The sequence below is a fragment of the Streptomyces sp. NBC_00299 genome, from assembly GCF_036173045.1.
Classification (GTDB): domain Bacteria; phylum Actinomycetota; class Actinomycetes; order Streptomycetales; family Streptomycetaceae; genus Streptomyces; species Streptomyces machairae.
Genome location: NZ_CP108039.1, coordinates 4156654 through 4175808 on the forward strand (window position 1 = coordinate 4156654; position 19155 = coordinate 4175808).

A 19155-nucleotide genomic window follows, 5' to 3' on the forward strand; every position below is an offset into this window, starting at 1 on the left:
CGCAGTGAGGCAGTAAGGCACCGGGTTGATTCGAGTCCCGAGCGGCGACTCGGGTCATCAACCGGCGGGCGGTTCGGTCGACTTGGCGGCTCGGGCGGTGAGGCGGTCCATGCGGGCGCGGGCCGACTCCAGCTCCTCGGCCTCCTCGGCGGCCGGGCCGCCCTCCGCCATCAGCTCGTCCCACAGCGCGAGCAGGTCCCGGCCCAGGCCCAGGCCCAGGGCCGGGTCCCGTACCGCCCGCCATGCCGTGGCCGCGCCGTGGAGGCTGCCGTACGCCGCCTCCGCGTCGCGGGTGCGGTGGTGCGTCCGGGCAACGTCGAGGGCGAGCGCGAACGCACGCTCCGGGTCGCCCCCCAGGTAGGCGATGTACGCGGCGAGTTCACGCATTCCGAGCACCTCGGGGTGCTCAAGCCCCAGCACCGCCGACGCCTGGGCAACCGTCCGCTCCGCCAGCTCCGTCGCCTCCGTGGTCCGCCCCTCCTTCACGGCCTCGTTGACCTGCACCATCTGCTCCGCGAACGGCGAGGCGTCGGCGGTCGTGGCCGGAGGCGCGTCCCCGAGGACGGCTTCGGCCACGGCGTCGAAACCGCGAGGCGGGGTGGGCTTGGAGTCGAGCTCGGGGGTGGGGTCGGGGACGACCCGGGCGGGAGTGGGGGTCGAGGCGGCGGCGGGGGTCGGGGCGGGCAGGTCCACCGGCTCCGGCCACGCGTCCATGGACGGCGGTGGGCCGAACTCCCCCAGAGGCGGTGGGACCGTGCCGGGTACGGCGTCCCCGTCCCCGACCGGTTCGGGCAGCGCGCGCAGGCTGAACGTGGGCGACGCCTCCCGTGCCGGGTCCCGCAGCGGTCGTAGGACGTGCGTGGGCCTGTCCCGATGGGGAGCCTGATCCGACGGGAGCGACGCGGGTGGCGCGGGCGGGACGGGCGGCGCGGCGGGCGGCGCGGCGGGCGGCGCGGGCCGTGATGCCGAGGGCGCGGAGGGCGCGGAGGGGGCGGGCGGGTCCGCGGGGGGCCGTACGGCTTCTGCCGGCACCGGGGACTCGCTCGGTGACGCCGGAGGAGTCGGAGGCGCAGGAGGCGTCCGCACGGGCTCGGCCGTGAAGTGACTGGATCCATCCGCCTCCACCCGCAGCGGCACGACGTACCCGATCCGCTCGTCATGGATCGTGGCGTGCACGGAATGCCCGGCGGCGACGGCGATGCGCTGGAGATGGGTCAGGACGGTCTGCTGGATCTCCTCACCCGCAACCGCGGTGACGGGTACGCCACCGATCGACGCACCACCCTCGCCCGGACCACCGGCGGGGACGCGTACGTCGATCGGCGCGGCCATGGGGGCCGCTATGGCCGCGGCGCGTTTCTGTTCCCGCTTCATCGCGCGGCTCAGTCGAGACATCGCTTCCCTCACTCGCATGTGTCGGGGGTTTCCCCGACAGCACGTTCGGGCTCCATGGTGCTCCCTCACGCTGTCGGGTACGGCTTCCCCGGCATCAACATCCGGTCGTACAGGTCGGACACGTCGTACACGTACTTCGGACACGTCGTACACGTACTGTCGAGTCTCTCCGGTACCGCCCGGCACGGGCGTCACCGGGGCGTCACAGACTCGTTCCAGGAGCTTGTGCCACGTCACAGCGTTCTCATGCCTGGCGCCAAGATCAATCGCGTGGGAGGGAGGCGTGCGGGCATGCGAACTGACATGCACGCGCAGCACGGGCGGTCCGAGCCCGGGCCGGAGATCTGGATCCGCGGGCCGGTGGCCCTGCCCGAGGAGCCCCCGCCCTCCCCGGCCGCCGTCACGCCCCGGCGCTTCTCCTGGGTCGGCGTGCACGGCGGAGCGGGTGCCTCCACTCTCGCCGCGGTGTACGGCGGCCACGACTGCGGACGTAGCTGGCCCGGGCCCGCCGATCCCCCGTCGGTGCTGCTCGTGGCCCGCACGCATGCGGCCGGGCTGGCCGCTGCCCTGGGTGCCCTGGAGGTCTTTCGACGCGGGGAGGCTCCGCACGGGCTCGATCTCGATGCCGTCATCCTCGTCGCGGACGCGCCGGGCCGACTGCCACGACCGCTCGCCGAGCGCGTCAAGGTGATCGAGTCGGTCATCGACGTGTACCGGGTGCCGTGGGTGGCTGCCTGGCGGCTCGGCGAACTGAGCGGACAGGTGCCACGGGAGGCGGCGGCGTTGGCTCGGTTGACGGGGCGTTTTCGCTGAGGCCGACGGGGCGCTCTCGCTGAGGTCGACGGTTCAGGTGACGGGGCACTCTCGCTGAGGCCGGCGGGGCGCCTTCGCAGGGGCCGGCGGTTCAGGTCGGGGGCTCGGTCGGCCGGGCGTCTGGGGCGCAGGTCGGCCGGGCGGCCCGTGGCTCAGGCCGGGCGGGCGGCCGGTGGCTCAGGCCGGCTGGGAGCAGCAGCCCTGCGAGGGCCTCGCGGAGAATCACCCCATGATGCCCACCTCCGGCCCAGACCCTGATCCCGCATCCGCATCCGCCCTCGGTCCCCGTCCCCGTCCCGGTCCCGGTCCCGGTACGAGTCCCGCCGCTGCCGCCCTGTCGGCCGTGGAGATCGCCTCGGCCGTACGCTCGCGCACCCTCCACGCCGTCGACGTCGTCGCGGAGACCCTCGAAAGGATCGAGCGGGCCGACCCCGCCCTCTCCGCCTTCATCGAGGTGTGGGGCGAGGACGCGCTCCGGCGGGCCGGCGAGGTGGACGCGCGGGTCGTGGCGGGTGAGCGGCTGCCACTGGCCGGAGTGCCGATCGGGGTGAAGGGGCGGCGGGGAATGCGGACAGCGGGCCCCCTGCTCGCGGCGGGGTGTGTGCCGGTCGGGGCGACGTCGGTCCCGGGGCCGGGAACCCCGTGGCAGACCTGGGGACTTGGCCGTTACGGCCGTACCGTCAACCCTTGGCGCCACGACCGTACGCCGGGCGGCTCCTCGGCCGGGTCCGCGGCGGCGGTGGCGGCGGGGCTGGTCCCCCTCGCGACCGGGAGCGACGGGGCCGGGTCGGTGCGGATTCCGGCGGCGTGGTGCGGGGTCGTCGGGCTCAAGGCCGACAACGGGCGGCTGCCGTCGACCGATCGCACGGGGCTCATGGCGCCGGGAGTGCTCGCGCGGTGCGTGGCGGATGCGGCGGCGTACTGGAGTGTGGTGTCGGGGGAAGAGGCGGACGCGGACAGGCCACCCGGTTCCGGTGGGTACGACAGCCTCGCCGGTCCAGCCGGCCCCGCCCCGCACAACAGGGCCCACCAACCCGACGTCCCGACCGCCGTGTGGTCACCCGACCTCGGCTTCGACGCCCCCGACCCGGACGTGGTCGCCGTTGCCCACGCCGCAGCCGTACGGCTGGCCGAGGCCGGGGCCGTGCGGCTCATACACCCGCGAACTCCTCTCCGCCTCGACGACCCGGCCCCGGCGTGGCTCGCCCTGCGGTCCCCGGACGCCGCACCCGCACCCGCACCCGCCTCAGCCCCAGCCCCAGCCCCAGCCGACCCGGATATCCACCGGATTCGGGCCGCCAACGACAACCGCCTGGCCGACCTCTTCACCGAAACCCGGCTGCTGTTGACGCCGACCGCCCCCACCCCGCCGCACGGCCACGCCGGTCCCGGCGACCGGTATTCCACCGCGCTCACCTGGGCGTTCAACTTGAGCGGGCATCCGGCGATCAGCATCCCGGCGGGGTTCGGGCCGGACGGGTGTCCGTTCGGGCTCCAGTTGGTGGCGGCGCACGGCGCGGAGTCGCTGTTGCTCGCAGTGGCAGGGGTGGCCGAGAGGCATATCGGACCTTGGCCAACCGTCAGCGGCATCTGAATGCGTGTGCATATAATGCACAGGCGATTAGTTGTCGTACGCCCACCATGGCCTGATGACGGGCCGACCGTTTGGGGGACCCATGACCCGCCGTTTCCTGTTCGTCCTCGGCAGCAGCCGCTCCGACGGCAACACCGAGTTGCTGGCCCGCCGGGCCGCCGAGCAGTTGCCCGAGGGTGTCGAGCAGCAGTGGATCGACCTGGCCGCACACCCGCTGCCCGACTTCGAGGATCTGCGGCACGACAGCGACCATGTGCGCCCCACGCAGGGGAACGTGGCGCTGCTGCTCGACGCCACCCTCGCGGCCACCGACATCGTGATCGCCTCGCCCCTGTACTGGTACTCGGTGTCCGCCCCCGTCAAGCGCTACCTCGACTACTGGTCGGGGTGGCTGCGCACACCCGGGATCGACTTCAAGGCGACCATGGCCGGGCGCACCCTGTGGGGCGTCACCGCGCTCGCGCACGAGGAGCAGGAGGTCGCCGACCCGCTCGTCGGGACGCTCAGCAACTCCGCCGCGTACATGCGGATGCGCTTCGGCGGGGTGCTGCTCGGCAACGGCAGCAAGCCCGGTGACGTGCTGAACGACGCCGAGGCCCTGACCCGCGCAAAGACCTTCTTCGCGCAGGAGGCACCGCTCGCACGGTTCCCGTACGAAGCGGAGTGACGCCTACCGAAGCCGGTGCGACGTCTGCCGAAGTCGGTGTGACTGCTGCCGAAACCGGTGTCACGTTCACCGAAGCCGGTGCGACTGCTGCGGAAGCCGGTGTGCCGTCTACCGAAGCCGGTGCGACTGCTGCGGAAGCCGCAGTGGCTGCCACCGAAACGGAGTGACTCCTACGCGGTGACGTCCTTCGCCGTGAACCTCGCCCATGCCGCCGAGCCGAACACCGCCGCGTACAGGGCCTGGATCCCCAGGTTCTTGACCAGCTCTTCCCAGTACACGGGTTCGCGCATGAGGTCGGCGAAGGACAGCCAGTAGTGGGAGAAGAAGTACGGCTGGATCGCGTGGAGCTGCGGGATCTGGTCGAGGATCTGGACGGTGATCAGCAGGCCGACCGTCGTCGCCATCGCCGCGATGCCGCTGCTGGTCAGCGTCGAGACGAACAGCCCGAGCGCCGCCACACCTATCAGGGACGCGGCGACGACCAGGGCGATCAGCAGGGCACGGCTCAGCCCCTCCGCGAAGCTGATCTGCGTGCCGGAGATCGTCGTCAGATCACCCAGCGGGAAGAGCAACGCCCCGACCGTGAGCGCCGAGACGGCGACCACGAGGGTGGCCACCAGGCAGAAGACCATCGTGGTGGCGTACTTGGTGAGGAGCAGCCGGGTGCGGCCGGCGGGGGCGACCAGGAGGTAGCGGAGGGTGCCCGCGTTCGCCTCGCCGGCTATCGCGTCGCCCGCGATGACGCCGATCGCCATGGGCAGGAAGAACGGGAGCGTCGCGGCCAGCGCGGTGAAGACCAGGAACAGGCCGTTGTTGGTGATCTGCGAGATGAACGCCGGCCCGCCGCCTTGCGGGCCACCGCCTCCCGTCGCCCCGTCGCCGCTCGTCTCGATCTTCACGGCGATCCCGACCAGAATCGGCACCGCCGCCAGGACGGCGAGCAGCGCGAGGGTGCGCCAGCGCCGGAACGTGGTGAGCAGTTCGCTGCGGAGGAGACCGAAGGTCCACAGCGGACTGACCTTGCGAGCGCCCGCGACCTCGCCGCCCGGCAGCATCTTCGCTTCAGCCTGCGACATCGAACCCCTCCCCCGTGAGCGCCACGAACGCGTCCTCCAGGGAGGCCCGTTCGACGCCGAAGCCCCGCACGCGGACTCCGGCCGACACCAACGCCGCGTTGACGTCGGCGAGGTCCCGGTTCGGAGCTTCTGCGGTCACCCGGTCGTCGGTGATGACGACGTCACCGGCGCCCTGCTCCTTCAGCACCCGGGCCGCGTCCCCGGTGTCGGGCGTGGTCACGACGAGCCGGCCGCGCGTCCCGGCCGCCAGCTCCGCGACCGCGCCCTGGGTGATCAGCCGGCCCTGGGCCATCACGGCCGCGTGCGTGCAGACCTGCTCGATCTCGTCGAGGAGGTGGGAGGAGAGGAAAACGGTCGTACCCTCTGAGGCCAACTCCCGGATCAGGGAGCGGATTTCGCGCATCCCTTGCGGATCGAGGCCGTTGGTCGGCTCGTCGAGGACGAGGAGTCTGCGCGGCTGGAGCAGCGCGGCCGCGAGGCCCAGCCGCTGCTTCATGCCGAGTGAGTACGCCTTGGCCTTCTTGCCGGACGCGGCTGCGAGGCCCACCCGGTCCAGCGCGGCCGCGACACGTGTGCGCCGGGTGCGCGGATCGGCGGTCGGGTCGGCGGCGTCGTACCGGATGAGGTTGTCGCGGCCGGAGAGGAAGCCGTACAGGGCGGGTCCCTCGATGAGGGCGCCGACGTGCGGCAGTACCGCGCGCGAGGACCGGGGCATGGGCTGCCCGAGCACGCGCGCGGTACCGGAGGTGGGCTGGATGAGGCCCATCAGCATGCGGATGGTGGTGGTCTTGCCCGAGCCGTTCGGTCCGAGGAAGCCGAAGACGCTGCCCGCCGGGACGGTCAGATCGAGACCGTCCACAGCGAGCTGCCCGCCGCGGTAGCGCTTGGTGAGCGCGCGGGTGGCGATCACCGTGTCGATGTCGTCGACCGGAGCCGAAGGGTCGGCTCCACCGGCCTGGCCGACCGAGCCGACCGGGCCGACGCGATCGGCGGCCTTGTCGACCTCGTCGCCCTCCGCGGCGGGCAGTTCCTCCATAAGCTCCCTTGGCTCCTCCGGCACCTCGTTCGGCACCTCGTTGCGTGACGCGCGGCGGCGCATGACGCGCGATGGCGCGGGATGGCGCGTGTACGCCGCCCACGCCGCTCCGGCTGGGGCCTACTTCCCCGAGTCGGCCGCCTTCACGAGCGCGTCCTTGTCGACCGCACCCACATAGACCTTGCCGTCGTCCGTGATCAGGGCGTTGATCAGGCGGGTCTTGAAGACCGTGCCCGAGCCGAACTTGCCGGTGACCTTGTCGCCCAGGGAGTCGAGGAAGCCGCCCATGTCGCCGCCGACCTCGGCGCCGGAGGGGACGCCCTCGCCGCCGTTGTCGAAGACTGCCACGGAGTTCCAGCCCTCGCCGATGACCTCGGGACCCTCGTCGGACGCCTTGCCGAGCTTGTCCTCGGACTTCAGGCCGCCGAGTTCCTTGTCGAGCTCCTTGCGCAGCTCGTCCTCGGACTTGGGGCCGCGGTGCTCGCCGGCCTTGCCCTCCAGCTCGCCTTCCTCGGTGACCTTCGCACCCTTGGGCGGGGTGAAGTCGAAGGTGGAGGCGGCCGGCTTGGCGAAGCTGACCTGGGTGAAGCCGGCGTCGATCACGGCCGCGCCGCCGCTCGACGGGGTCAGCGTGAACTTCAGCGGCATGCCGGTCTTGGCGTCCACGGCCACGGTGATCGCGCCGACCGTGGTCCCGGACTGCTTCGGCTTGATGAGCAGCCGGTACGCGTCCCGGCCCGCGACATGTGCGGTGCCGTCGACGGTGACGGACGTGGTGTCGTCGACCGACTTGAGCGCCTCTTCGGCGAAGTCCTTGGGCGTGGCGGGAACGTCTTCCTTCCCGCGCCCGTCCTTCGACTCCTCCGCGGTGCCGTGGAAGACCTCGTTCGACTTGCTGTCGTAGCCCCAGATGTCCTTGCCGTTGTGGATGAGGCTGTACTCGGACGCGTTCTCCAGGAGGGAGAGCTTCTGCCTGTCGTCGCCGTCGAGGGCGACGCGCAGCGTGTGCGTGCCGGACGCCAGCTCGGTGAGCTTGGCGGACGGGTCGGCGGACGATCCGCCGTCCGAGCCCGACGCCATGGCGCCGGAGGCGAAGCTGGACTCCAGCCCGCCGAGGTCCGGCAGCCCCAGGTCGGTGCTGATCTTCACGGTGCCGGACAGCTGCTGTACGTCCGACTGCGCGATCTTCTCGATGAGTTGCTCTGCGGTGATCTTCGGCAGGTCCGGGTCGCCGGAGTCGGCGAGCGCCGGGACGAGCCCGATGGTCGCCGCCGCGACGCCCACGACCGCGACCGGGACGACGTACCGCGCGGCCTTGCGCCGCCCCGCGCGGTGGTCGTCGACCTCCGCTGCGGTCGTACTGTCGTCGGATTCGTACGGTGCCATGTCTGCCTTACCTCCGTCGTCGGCGGCGGCTGTCCTTCTCGTTCGTCGCCCGCGAGTCTTTCGACCCCGCACTGCTCCACCCCTGAGCCGCCATTCTCACCCGAATCGGTGAGGAGTGGTGTTGTCCGTGGTTTCCATCTGACCAAATCGGCCGGAGAGATACGTCAACCTTCGGAGCCAACTCCGCGTACACCTCCGGTATGACGCACGAAGGCGGCGCCTCCCCCGACCCGTAGGGGTCGGTGCGGAAGACGCCGCCGTGCGTGCCCGCTCCTCGGGCAGGATCAGCCGTTGATGAACACGTAGTCCGCCTGGTAGGGCACCCCGACGATCGCACCGGCTGTGCAGGAGCCGGCCGGGGCGACTCCGCCGACGGTGTTCAGCCGCAGGATCTCGGCGGTGTCGGCGAGGAGGCCGCGGTGCTTGCCGGACTGGGTGGCCTTCAGGTCGAGCTCGGGGATGTTCCGTTCGCCGTTGGGCGTCTTGGAGATGACGGCCCCCGTCACCGCACTGCCGTCCCGCGCGATCCACTGCGGAGTACCGGAGTTGGGGGCGACGAAGGAGTGCGCGATACGGCCGCCGAGTACGGCACTGACGTCCCGCTGCGCGAAGGCGTACCCACCGCCCTCGGCCGGCTTGCACTCGTAGATCTGCTTGCCCTTGATGACGGATGCCTGGAAGTTGTCGAGCGCGTCGCGGAAGTCGGACTTGGCGACGGTGACCTTGTGGAGCTGGCCCCGGACGGCACCGCCCGGGAACTCGTCCGTGTGGAGGTTGGCGTAGAAGGAACTCGGGTCGGCCTTGAGGGCGTTGAGAAGGGCGCGGTCCTTCACGGTGACGGTGCCGGTGAGGCTGTGCCCCTTGCTTGCGCCGTTGCCCTTGCCCTTTTCCTTGCCGATGAGTCCGCTTTCCTTGCCGATGAGTCCGCCGAAGTCGACCTTGATGCCGCCGTTGGTGCCCTTGGCGCCCTGGTGGATGTGGAGGGCGGTCGGCTTGCCGGTGCCGCGCCAGGCGACGGCGACGGACACCTTGTCGCCCTTGACCTTCACGAACTGCACGGCGGCCCCGTCCTTGTCCCCGACGGCGGGCCCGCCCGCCACGGGCACCTCGTTCGCCCCCCGAAGACTGGCGGCGAGGACCGTGCCCCCGGTGCCGGCGGCGGTCCCACTCCGGCTCACGATCCCCTGCGCGTCGCCTCCGGCGTGACCCGCGTGGTCGGCGCGGGCACCTCCGGCGGCGAAGGCGGGAATCACCGCGGCGGCGACCCCACCGGCGGCAGCCACCGCGACAGCGGTGACGATCAGGCTCTTACGGCGCTTCGAGAACGTCGCGTTCATACCCATGATTCTGTTTTCTCCCCGTATTGCCGCTGACGCCCCCTGCGTCAGCTTCTGGGCATCGATACGGAGGCGATCTCACTTTGGACTCAGTCCAGATAAGTGACGTGCGTCACAGCCGCACGAGGGCCGCAGTGGCGTGAGGCTGGTCCGGGCATTTCAGCCCGTCCGGCGTTTGAGGACGAGGCCGTTCAGGCCGACAGCGGGGGCCTGGGGGCGGCAGCCCCCAGGGACCGGGGTCGAAGGGGCAGAGCCCCTGGAGGACGGGTAGGGGCGGCGGGGGCGAAAACCCCTATCCCGCCCGATGCACCACCGCATCGCACAACTCCATCAACGCAGCCTTGGCACCGATGTCCGCCAACGGCGCCAACGCAGCCCGCGCATCCTCCGCATACCGCACCGTGTCCCGCCGAGCCTGCTCCAACGCCGGATGCTCACGCAGCGCGGCCAACGCCTCCGCATGCCGAGCGTCGTCCGTCAGATCGGAGTCCAGCAGCTCGCACAGGGCGACATCCTCAGCCAGCCCCAACCGCTCGGCCCGCTCCCGCAACCGCAGCACGGGCAGCGTGGGAATGCCTTCCCGGAGATCCGTCCCCGGCGTCTTCCCGGACTCGTGGGAGTCACTGGCGATGTCCAGTACGTCGTCCGCGAGCTGGAAGGCGACCCCCAGCCGCTCCCCGTACTGGGTGAGCACGTCGACCACGGTCTCGTCGGCGCCCGACATCATCGCCCCGAACCGGCACGACACCGCGACCAGCGACCCGGTCTTCCCGCCCAGCACATCCAGGTAGTGCTCCACCGGATCGCGCCCGTCCTGCGGCCCCGCCGTCTCCAGGATCTGTCCGGTGACCAGCCGCTCGAACGCCTCGGCCTGCACCCGCACCGCCTCGGGCCCGAGGTCGGCGAGAGTGTGCGAGGCGCGCGCGAACAGGAAATCCCCGGTCAGTACGGCAACCGAGTTGCCCCAGCGGGTGTTGGCACTGTCGACACCCCGCCGCACCTCGGCCTCGTCCATCACGTCGTCGTGGTACAGCGTCGCGAGATGGGTCAGCTCCACCACCACCGCCGACGGCACGACCCCCGGCGCATACGGGTCCCCGAACTGGGCAGCGAGCATCACGAGCAGCGGCCTGAACCGCTTTCCGCCCGCCCGCACCAGATGCTGGGCGGCCTCCGTGATGAAGGGGACCTCACTCTTGGTGGCTTCGAGCAATCCCTCCTCGACAGCCGCCAATCCGGCCTGGACATCGGCTTCCAGAGCCTGGTCCCGCACGCTCAGCCCGAACGGCCCGACGACGGTCACGAGGGGTCTCCTGTCTGCTGGTGTCCACTGGCGGTTACACGGTTTGTCGATAGGTCGCTGCCATCACTCAAGTCAGCGTATCCGGTCACCTTTCGATCACCGATGCCGCCCACCCGTCCACCACGGGCGGTATCGGATCACGACCGGTATGTTTTTGATCACCTGATAAGGCGGGATATCCATCCACTTATAGGGAAGTAGCGGCCCGTGTCCCGAACCGACCTCGACATCGAGCCCGAGAGCGTGCCCCCGCCCCGCGACGACCGCGCCTTCCTCGGCCAGCCGAAAGGCCTCCTCACCCTCTCCGGTCTGGAGGTCTGGGAACGCTTCTCGTTCCTCGGCATGCAGGCCATCCTCGTCCTGTACTTCGCCGACACGGTCGCCCACGGCGGTATGGGCATGTCGGCCGGGACCGCGGCCTCCGTCTCCGCCGCATACGGCACCCTCGTCTATCTGGTCTCGGTCGCCGGCGGCTGGCTCGCCGACCGTATCCTCGGCTCGTATCGCGCGGTGCTGTGGGGCGGCATCCTCATCGCCTGCGGCCATTACGCCATGGCGGTGCCGACCACCGGCATGACCTGGGTGGGCCTCGGCCTGATCAGCGCCGGCACAGGGCTCCTCAAGCCCAACGTCGCCACCATGGTCGGCAAGCTCTACCGCACCGACGACGACCGCCGTGACGCCGGCTTCGCGCTCTACTACATGGCGATCAACATCGGCGCCTTCGCGGGCCCGCTCGTCACCGGCTGGCTCGGCGACCACAAGGGCTGGCACTGGGGATTCTCGGCCGCCGCGATCGGCATGACGCTCGGCCTGGTCCAGTACGTCGCCGGCCGCCGTCACCTGGCAGGGCGGAGGCACTCCGCCGAATTCGCGCTGTCTCCGGACGCGATGCGCCGGGCGATCCGCCTGATCGTCACGGGCCTCGCCGTCACCGCGGCGGTCGCCTTCCTGCTCGCCGCCGCCGGCTGGCTCACCATGGACCGCTTCGTCGACCTGCTCACACTCGTCTCCGTGATCGCCCCGGCCGTCTACTTCGCGGTGATGTTCTCCAGCCCGCGCGTGTCCCCCGAGGAACGCGGTCGCCTTCGCCCGTACGTCGTCCTGTTCCTGGCCTCGACGGTCTTCAACTTCATCCTCTTCCAGGCCTACTCGACGATGATCCTGCTGGCCTCGACGAACGCCGGGACGACCGTCCTCGGCTTCGGCTTCCCCGCCGGTTGGTACGCCTCCGCCCTCGGCGCCTTCGAGGTCGCCCTCGCCCCTGTCGTGGCCGCGCTGTGGGTCAGGATGGGGCGCCGCCAGCCGCACGCGTCCGACAAGATCGCGATCGGGGTCGTCCTCGGCGGCCTGTCCTTCCTGGTGATGGTGCTGCCGACCTCCGGGCACTCCTCCGACGACTACCTCATGTCCGTCTGGTGGATCGTGGGTTCGTACCTGCTCCTCGGCCTCGGCGACGTCCTCCTGGAGACCTCCGGCATGTCGGCCACGACCAAGCTCGCCCCGGCCGCGTTCACCGGCCAGACCATGTCCCTCTGGTTCCTGTCCCTCGCCCTGGCCAACGGCATCCAGGCCCAGACGGTGAAGCTCTACGACGACGTCTCCAAGCCCGCCTACTTCGGCGTCAACGGCGCAATCGCAGTGGCCGCGGGCCTGCTCGTGATGGCCGCGGCGCCCTGGCTGCGCCGCACGATGCACCCGGTCCACTGACACCGACCGAGCCACTGGGATCCCGCTCATGCACATCCGTACGTCCTTCCCCTACGAGACGACTCACGACGACCTCCGCATCCCGCTCCCGGACGGGACCCTGCTGTCCGCGCGCGTGTGGCGCCCCCTGACGGACGAGCCCGTACCGGCGCTCCTCGAGTACCTGCCGTATCGCCTGTCCGACTGGACCGCACCCCGCGACCACCAGCGCCACCCCTGGTACGCAGGCCACGGCTACGCCTCCGTGCGCGTCGACATCCGCGGTCACGGCAACAGCGAGGGCATGCCGACCGACGAGTACTCGGCGACGGAGCTCGCCGACGGGGTCGAGGTGGTCAACTGGCTGGCGGCCCAGCCCTGGTGCAACGGCCGCGTCGGCATGTTCGGCATCTCCTGGGGCGGCTTCAACTCCCTCCAGATCGCGGCCCTCGCGCCCGAACCGCTCAAGGCGATCGTCACGGTCTGCTCCGCGGACGATCGCTATGACAACGACGTGCACTACATGGGAGGTTCCGTCCTCGCCGTCGACATGCACGCCTGGGCGTCGACGATGCTCGCCTTCGTCGCCCGCCCGCCGGACCCGCAGTATGTCGGGGACGCCTGGCGGGAGATGTGGCTCAAGCGGCTGGAGGCCGTCGAACCGTTCCTGCACACCTGGCTCGGCCATCAGACGCGCGACGACTACTGGCGCCACGGCAGCGTCTGCGAGGACTACGGCGCGATCGACGCCGCCGTCCTGGCTGTGGGCGGCTGGCACGACCCGTACCGCGACACCGTCCTGCGTCTCGTCGAGCACCTGCCGGCGGACCGCGTGCGCGGCCTGATCGGCCCCTGGTCGCACCAGTACCCCGACCGCGGCCTGCCGCCGGGCCCGGCGATCGGCTTCCTCCAGGAGACGCTGCGCTGGTGGGACCACTGGCTGAAGGACGAGGACACGGGCGTCATGGCCGAGCCCCTGCTGCGCTCGTACGTCAGCGACTCGCACCGCCCGGCCACGGTGTACCCCACGCTGCCCGGCCGCTGGGTCGGCGAGCCGGCCTGGCCCTCTCCGCACGTGCGCGCGGTGACGTACGCCTTCCAGGGCGCCCCCGTCCTCGTCCGCTCCCCCATGCACACCGGGATCGACGCCGGCCGCTTCTTCCCCTTCGGCAACGACGCCGACCTGCCGCCGGACCAGCGGGAGGAGGACGCACGGTCGGCGTGCTTCGAGTTCGAGGTGGGCGAGGAGACCTGGGTGTTGGGGCGGCCGAAGGTGCGGCTGCGGCTGACGTCGGAGGTACCGCGCGGGCAGGTCGTCGCCCGGCTCTGCGACGTGGCACCGGACGGCTCCTCGACCCTGGTCACGCGGGGCGTGCTGAACCTGTCGGCGCGCCACGGCCGGGACCGCGCGGTGCCGTGGGAGCCGGGCGCCACCGAGGACGTGACCTTCGAGCTGAACGGCATCGGCCACGCCTTCCCGCCCGGCCACCGCATCCGCCTCGCCGTCTCCTCCGCGTACTGGCCGTGGATCTGGCCCCAGCCGGACTCGGCGGCGGGCTTCGGCCTGGAACCGTCGGGAAGCTCGCTGGAACTTCCGGTACGCGCACGTGCGTTGGACGGGTCAGCAGACGACACAGCGATCACCCTCGAGGAACCGGAGCAGGCGGAACCGCTCGGCGTGAACTCCCCCATCACGCTGGACGAGCCGCGCCCCGAGCGCCTCGTCGTGCGGGACGTGGCCAAGGGCGAGTGGCGCCTGGACGTCGACCCTCGGTACGGCGGCACGCGCGTGTACCCCGACGGCCTGGAGTTCACCGAGGACGCGCTGGAGACGTACACGATCAACGAGTGGGACCCCCTGTCGGCCCGCACCCGCTCGGAGTGGTCGATCCGCCTGCACCGGCCGGAGCTGGGGTGGGACGCGACCGTGCGGACGCGCTCGGAGATCAGCTGCGACCTGCATGACTTCGTCGCCTCCAACGAGGTGATCTGCCTGGAGGGCGAAGAGGTACTTTTCCACCGGACATGGGAGAAACGGACTCCACGGACAGCCGGTTAAAGGCGAGTTGGATTCATTGCCCGATTTGCCGCTCTTGTGGATGCCAGTGAGTTGGGTCACTCGCACGCGGTCACGCGCCGCCTCGACGCACCCGCGTCTCCCCTTGCTTCAAAAGCAAGTTGAGGCTTGGCAACCGCAAAGGATCAAGCGCCCCATTCGCACCAGACCATGGTCAACCGGCCGACAGGTGACCACGGCACTTGTTCCGGGCATGTGCTCTCGCATACGTTCCCGCTCAGTCGGGCGGACGCCTAATCCTGCCGCCGCCCGAGTCACCCACCCACGCAACTCACTCACGCACGGCAGGAGCGGGGGACCCAGGTAAGTCGCCGGACCGGACGCCTTGATGGCGCACCGAACCGGCTCGGGGTGAAGTCGCACCGCCACACGGCGGCGCGACCGGGCATCTCCCGCCCGAACCCGACAGCTCACCTCGCAGGCGCCGGAGAGGAACAGCGCCATGCCCCGAGGCAAACACCGCCGCCCCCGCACCAGCCCGCTCACCCGGCACGTCATCGCAGCCGGCACCGGCACCGCCGCCCTCGCCATCCCGCTCCTGAGCGCGACCACCGCGAGCGCCGCACAGCCGGCCCAGTCCCCCACCATCGCGCAGGCCGCTCCCCAGGCCGCCGTGAAGGCCAAGACCGTCACGTACACCACGAAGAAGGGCGACACGCTCTACGGCGTCGCCGACCGGTACGACGCACAGGGCGGCTGGAAGCAGCTCTACAAGGACAACCGCAAGGCGATCGGCGACGACCCCCGTCTGATCCACCCCGGCCTCGACCTGGAGGTCCGGGCGACGAAGAAGGCGAGCTCGCCGGACAAGTCGGCCGACAAGGCGTCCGCGCCCGCCAAGAAGTCCAACGTCGCCAAGGCCACCCAGTCCTCCGTGAAGACGTACCCGAACAACCTCGACGGCTGGATCCGCAACGCGCTGGACATCATGGCGCAAAACGGAATTCCGGGTTCGTACGAGGGCATTCAGCGCAACATCATGCGCGAGTCGTCCGGCAACCCCCAGGCCATCAACAACTGGGACTCCAACGCCGTCGCGGGCACGCCGTCCAAGGGCCTCCTCCAGGTCATCGACCCGACCTTCGCGTCGTACCACGTGCCGGGGACGGTGTACGACCCCTTCGACCCGGTCGCGAACATCACGGCCGCGTGCAACTACGCGGCCGCGCGTTACGGCTCGATCGACAACGTGAACGGCCCCTACTAGGCCCTGGCGCGGGGGCCTGGTCCGACGACGTGCCCTACTGGGCGAAGTCGGCCAGGCGCCCCGCGAACAGCCTCTCGAGGACGACGGCGATGCCGTCGTCCTCGTTCGAGAGGGTGATCTCGTCGGCGACCGCCTTGAGTTCGGGATGCGCGTTGGCCATCGCCACCCCGCGGGCGGCCCAGTCGAACATGGGGATGTCGTTGGGCATGTCCCCGAAGGCGATCGTCTCGTGCGCCCCCAGACCGAGATGCTCGGCGGCGAGGGCGAGACCGGTCGCCTTCGTGACGCCGCATGGCTGGAGTTCGACGGTCCCGGGCCCCGACATGGTGACCGTCGCGAGCGACCCGACCACCGACCGCGCCGTCGCCGCCAACTCGTCGTCGGACAGGGTGGGATGGCGCAGCAGCACCTTGCTGATCGGCTCGCACCACAGGTCGTCGCGGTGCCGGACGCGTACGGCGGGCAGGGTGGGGTGCGGCATCAGGTACCCGGGCTCGATGAGCGTGAGGCCGTCCACGCCGTCCTGGTCGACGGCCGCGTACACCTGCCCCACCTCGGCCTCGATCTTGCCGAGCGCGGTCTCCGCCAACTCCCGGTCCAGGGTGATGGACCACAGCAGACAGTCCGCTCCGGCGTCGTACAACTGCGCGCCCTGTCCGCACACCGCGAGCCCCCGGCTGCCCAGGACGTCGAGGAGCGGGCGCACTCTGGGCGCCGGCCGGCCCGTCACGACGAGGTGCTGCGCACCGGCCGCCGCCGCCTGCGCGAGCGCGTCGAGGGAACGGTCGGAGAGCGTGTCGTCGCCTCGGAGCAGCGTCCCGTCCAGGTCAGTGGCGATGAGTGAATATGCGATGGGTCGGGCCATGATCAGAGAATACGGACAGGAGGCCCCATCGACTCGACTCGAACCGGACGGCTGCTGTGTTCACATGTGTTGACACCTGTTCCGGTTCCAGTTCTGATTCCACCCGGGCAACTTCCTTTTACTTGTGGCGATTTCACTCCCACGTGGTGCCGGCGAGCTCCTCGGCGGCACCGACTCAGGTCTCGTCGACGTGGCCGAGTGCGGCGACCTGCTGATTCGCCGGCCCCGACGACGCGAGTTCCGTACTGCCCAAGACCCTCGTCTCACCCGTAACGTGTGGCCCGACCACATGGCACGGAGCGTATGAGAGTGAGGCAGCACCCCATGCCCCCCTTCGATCTCCCCGAGGGCGACCCCTTCGGCACGCACAACCTTCCGTACGGCGTCTTCTCCCTTCCCGGCTCGGACTCCGCGCGACGGGTCGGCGTCCGGCTCGGCGACCACGTCCTCGACGCGGGCAGGGCGGCCTACGCGCTCGGCTCGCCGTACGCCCCGCTGCTCGCCCAGGACTCCCTGAACCCGCTGCTCGCCGCGGGCCACACTGCGTGGTCGGACGTACGGCGCGCACTGACGGCCTGGGTGACGGTGCCGGCGCACCAGGAGGCCATCGCGGACCTCCTCCACCCTCTGTCCTCAGTCACCCTGCACCTCCCCTTCGAGGTCGCGGACTACGTCGATTTCTACGCCTCCGAGAACCACGCCCGGAACGTCGGCCAGATCTTCCGCCCCGACGCCGAGGATTCGCTCACCCCCAACTGGAAGCACCTGCCGATCGGTTACCACGGCCGCGCCGGCACGGTCGTGGTCTCCGGCACGGACGTCGTACGTCCGTCCGGCCAGCGCAAGGCGCCCACTGACCCGGCGCCCGTCTTCGGCCCGTCGGTCCGCCTCGACATCGAGGCAGAGGTCGGCTTCGTGGTCGGCACGTCCTCGGAGATGGGCAAGCCGGTGACGCTGGGCGACTTCCGTGAGCACGTCTTCGGCCTGTGCCTGCTCAACGACTGGTCGGCACGCGACGTCCAGGCCTGGGAGTACGTCCCCCTCGGCCCGTTCCTCGGCAAGTCCTTCGCCACGTCGGTGTCGGCGTGGATCACCCCGCTGGACGCGCTGGAGGAGGCGCGGGTGGCGCCGCCGGAGCGGACGCACCCCCTGCTGCCGTACCTGGACGACTCCGGCCCCGAAGCCGAGCCCGGCGGCTACGACCTGCGTATCTCCGTGGCCATCAATGGCCACGTCGTCTCCGAGCCGCCCTTCTCCACCATGTACTGGACGGCCGCCCAGCAGCTCGCCCACATGACCGTGAACGGCGCCTCCCTGCGCACCGGTGACCTGTACGGCTCGGGCACGGTCAGCGGCCCGACGGAAGGGGAGCGCGGCTCACTCCTGGAGCTGACCTGGAACGGCCGGGACCCTCTCGAACTCCCGGACGGCAAGCGAGCGTTCCTGGAGGACGGCGACGTGGTGACCCTGTCCGCCTGGGCCCCGGGTCCTGGTGGGGTCCGGGTCGGGCTGGGGGAGGTGACGGGACGGGTCGTGGCGTCGTGACGGGACGGGTCGTTTTGCAGTGACGCCGGGCGGCGGCCCAACCGTCAACTGTGTCCTTCCCCCTGACTCCTGCGATGGTCACCGTCATACTGACTGGCGGTGGGAACCGAGCCGCAACCGGCGTTCGTGGCCCACCGCCCCGCACTGCCGCCCTCGCACCTTCCCTGACCAGGATCCGGAGCCCTTGGCATGACCGTCTGCCTGCTCCTGTTGAGCATCGTCGCTCTGACGGCCGCCGTACCCGTCCCCCAGGCGCTGACCCGGGCCTCCTGGCCCGAACGGGAACCCGTGGTCGCGCTCTGGGTGTGGCAGTGCCTGGTCGCCACGGTCCTGCTGTGCTGCCTGACGGCCCTGGCCCTGGGCACCGCCGCGGTCTTCGGCACCGTACGCGCCCAGCTCTTCGCTCCGGCGCCACCGTCGGTGACCGAGGCGTACGACCTCTCGGCCGCGCCCGTGTGGGCGGTGGCCCTCACGCTGCTGCTGGCCGGGGGTGCTGCCTGGACGACGGCGATGCTGGCCCGCGAACTCGTCGAGGCCCGTCGGCGGCGCGGCCAGGCAAGGGACCACCTGCTCGAACGCGCCCCCGACCTGCCGGCCGGCCTGGGTTCGGCGCGGGGCCCGCTGCTGGTGCTGGAGGACGAGTACCCCGACGCCTGGTGGATGCCGGGCAGTCCGCCCCAGCTGATCGTCACGACGGGTGCCCTGCACCGCCTGACCGACCACCAGCTCGACGCCGTCCTCACCCATGAGCGCGGCCACGCCCGGGCCCACCACGACTGGCTGCTGCACCTCTCGACCGCGCTTGCCACCGGATTCCCCCACATCCCGTTGTTCGCCCACTTCTGCGACCAGACCCACCGCCTGGTCGAACTGGCCGCAGACGACACGGCCTCACGCCGTTGTGGTCACCTGACGACGGCGCTGGCCCTGATCGAGCTCAACCAGCACCGAGGCGTCCTGTCCTGCGCGTCCACCAACCGCCTCTTGGGCGAACGCGTCAACCGCCTCCTGCAGCCACCCCCACGTCTGGGCCGTCGCAACCGGGCCCTCACCACGACGCTGGCAGCGCTGGTACCCCTTCTCCCGCTCCTGATCACGTTCGCTCCGGGGCTGACGGCGTTGAGCTGACCGTCGTCGCCGAGCAGCGCTCGCACGCGCGGGTGGC

General features: G+C 70.9%; 15 protein-coding genes and 1 riboswitch. Of the genes, 8 read left to right on the forward strand and 7 right to left on the reverse strand.

All coding sequences use genetic code 11. The features are described from left to right. Positions 1-57: 57 nt before the first annotated feature. Complete coding sequence (locus OHT51_RS18105) at positions 58-1395, reverse strand: tetratricopeptide repeat protein (RefSeq protein WP_328879973.1); 1338 nt, start codon at positions 1393-1395, stop codon at positions 58-60. Positions 1396-1686: 291 nt separating this feature from the next. Here OHT51_RS18105 and OHT51_RS18110 point away from each other — a divergent pair, with 291 nt between their 5' ends. The 3 genes from OHT51_RS18110 (at position 1687) to OHT51_RS18120 (ending at position 4469) form a co-directional block, all read left to right on the forward strand. Further along, positions 1687-2208, forward strand: a complete 522-nt coding sequence (locus tag OHT51_RS18110) for a DUF6668 family protein (protein ID WP_328879974.1) — start codon at positions 1687-1689, stop codon at positions 2206-2208. A 343-nt stretch (positions 2209-2551) separates the two neighbouring features. Then, positions 2552-3802 (forward strand): amidase, encoded by a 1251-nt coding sequence (locus OHT51_RS18115; protein WP_328879975.1) that lies wholly within the window; start codon positions 2552-2554, stop codon positions 3800-3802. 82 nt (positions 3803-3884) lie between these two features. Then, complete coding sequence (locus OHT51_RS18120; protein ID WP_328879976.1) at positions 3885-4469, forward strand: flavodoxin family protein; 585 nt, start codon at positions 3885-3887, stop codon at positions 4467-4469. A gap of 170 nt (positions 4470-4639) precedes the next feature. Here OHT51_RS18120 and OHT51_RS18125 read toward each other — a convergent pair whose 3' ends face one another. The 5 genes from OHT51_RS18125 to OHT51_RS18145 all read right to left on the reverse strand — a co-directional run bounded on the left by OHT51_RS18125 (position 4640) and on the right by OHT51_RS18145 (position 10607). Further along, positions 4640-5545: an ABC transporter permease gene (locus tag OHT51_RS18125; protein ID WP_328879977.1), complete on the reverse strand. Its 906-nt coding sequence runs from the start codon at positions 5543-5545 to the stop codon at positions 4640-4642. Next, complete coding sequence (locus OHT51_RS18130) at positions 5532-6581, reverse strand: ABC transporter ATP-binding protein (RefSeq protein ID WP_443052718.1); 1050 nt, start codon at positions 6579-6581, stop codon at positions 5532-5534. Before OHT51_RS18130 ends, OHT51_RS18125 begins: the two co-directional genes overlap by 14 nt. A gap of 120 nt (positions 6582-6701) precedes the next feature. After that, complete coding sequence (locus OHT51_RS18135; protein WP_328879979.1) at positions 6702-7967, reverse strand: LolA family protein; 1266 nt, start codon at positions 7965-7967, stop codon at positions 6702-6704. Between the two features lie 284 nt (positions 7968-8251). Beyond that, positions 8252-9304, reverse strand: coding sequence for a CHRD domain-containing protein (locus tag OHT51_RS18140; protein ID WP_328879980.1), 1053 nt, complete (start codon positions 9302-9304; stop codon positions 8252-8254). Positions 9305-9596: 292 nt separating this feature from the next. Next, a complete protein-coding gene (locus tag OHT51_RS18145) occupies positions 9597-10607 on the reverse strand; it encodes a polyprenyl synthetase family protein (RefSeq protein WP_328879981.1) in 1011 nt (336 codons plus the stop codon). 207 nt (positions 10608-10814) lie between these two features. Between OHT51_RS18145 and OHT51_RS18150 the strand changes: the two genes are divergently transcribed. From OHT51_RS18150 to OHT51_RS18160, 3 genes are all read left to right on the forward strand, one after another. After that, positions 10815-12317: a peptide MFS transporter gene (locus tag OHT51_RS18150; RefSeq protein WP_328879982.1), complete on the forward strand. Its 1503-nt coding sequence runs from the start codon at positions 10815-10817 to the stop codon at positions 12315-12317. A 28-nt stretch (positions 12318-12345) separates the two neighbouring features. Beyond that, the gene (locus tag OHT51_RS18155) at positions 12346-14355 is read left to right on the forward strand and encodes a CocE/NonD family hydrolase (protein ID WP_328879983.1); all 2010 of its coding nucleotides are present in this window, start codon (positions 12346-12348) and stop codon (positions 14353-14355) included. Positions 14356-14635: 280 nt separating this feature from the next. Continuing rightward, a riboswitch (cyclic di-AMP (ydaO/yuaA leader) is annotated at positions 14636-14810 on the forward strand. Between the two features lie 5 nt (positions 14811-14815). After that, a complete protein-coding gene (locus OHT51_RS18160) occupies positions 14816-15580 on the forward strand; it encodes a transglycosylase SLT domain-containing protein (protein ID WP_328879984.1) in 765 nt (254 codons plus the stop codon). Positions 15581-15614: 34 nt separating this feature from the next. Here the strand turns inward: OHT51_RS18160 and OHT51_RS18165 are convergent, their stop codons facing one another. Further along, positions 15615-16445, reverse strand: a complete 831-nt coding sequence (locus OHT51_RS18165; protein ID WP_328879985.1) for an HAD family hydrolase — start codon at positions 16443-16445, stop codon at positions 15615-15617. Between the two features lie 324 nt (positions 16446-16769). On the opposite strand from OHT51_RS18165, the gene fahA reads away from it, so the two are divergent. Together fahA and OHT51_RS18175 are read left to right on the forward strand one after the other, a co-directional pair. Continuing rightward, the gene (fahA, locus tag OHT51_RS18170) at positions 16770-17990 is read left to right on the forward strand and encodes a fumarylacetoacetase (protein ID WP_328879986.1); all 1221 of its coding nucleotides are present in this window, start codon (positions 16770-16772) and stop codon (positions 17988-17990) included. A 189-nt stretch (positions 17991-18179) separates the two neighbouring features. After that, the gene (locus tag OHT51_RS18175; protein WP_328879987.1) at positions 18180-19118 is read left to right on the forward strand and encodes a M56 family metallopeptidase; all 939 of its coding nucleotides are present in this window, start codon (positions 18180-18182) and stop codon (positions 19116-19118) included. Positions 19119-19155 lie beyond the last annotated feature (37 nt).

Coding starts and splice junctions, on each gene's coding strand:
- OHT51_RS18105 (WP_328879973.1), bottom strand. CDS start 1,395: ATGTCTCGACTGAGCCGCGCGATGAAGCGGGAACAGAAACGCGCCGCG.
- OHT51_RS18110 (WP_328879974.1), top strand. CDS start 1,687: ATGCGAACTGACATGCACGCGCAGCACGGGCGGTCCGAGCCCGGGCCG.
- OHT51_RS18130 (WP_443052718.1), bottom strand. CDS start 6,581: ATGGAGGAACTGCCCGCCGCGGAGGGCGACGAGGTCGACAAGGCCGCC.
- OHT51_RS18165 (WP_328879985.1), bottom strand. CDS start 16,445: ATGGCCCGACCCATCGCATATTCACTCATCGCCACTGACCTGGACGGG.
- OHT51_RS18175 (WP_328879987.1), top strand. CDS start 18,180: ATGACCGTCTGCCTGCTCCTGTTGAGCATCGTCGCTCTGACGGCCGCC.
- OHT51_RS18155 (WP_328879983.1), top strand. CDS start 12,346: ATGCACATCCGTACGTCCTTCCCCTACGAGACGACTCACGACGACCTC.
- OHT51_RS18120 (WP_328879976.1), top strand. CDS start 3,885: ATGACCCGCCGTTTCCTGTTCGTCCTCGGCAGCAGCCGCTCCGACGGC.
- OHT51_RS18140 (WP_328879980.1), bottom strand. CDS start 9,304: ATGAACGCGACGTTCTCGAAGCGCCGTAAGAGCCTGATCGTCACCGCT.
- OHT51_RS18160 (WP_328879984.1), top strand. CDS start 14,816: ATGCCCCGAGGCAAACACCGCCGCCCCCGCACCAGCCCGCTCACCCGG.
- OHT51_RS18125 (WP_328879977.1), bottom strand. CDS start 5,545: ATGTCGCAGGCTGAAGCGAAGATGCTGCCGGGCGGCGAGGTCGCGGGC.
- OHT51_RS18135 (WP_328879979.1), bottom strand. CDS start 7,967: ATGGCACCGTACGAATCCGACGACAGTACGACCGCAGCGGAGGTCGAC.
- fahA (WP_328879986.1), top strand. CDS start 16,770: ATGCCCCCCTTCGATCTCCCCGAGGGCGACCCCTTCGGCACGCACAAC.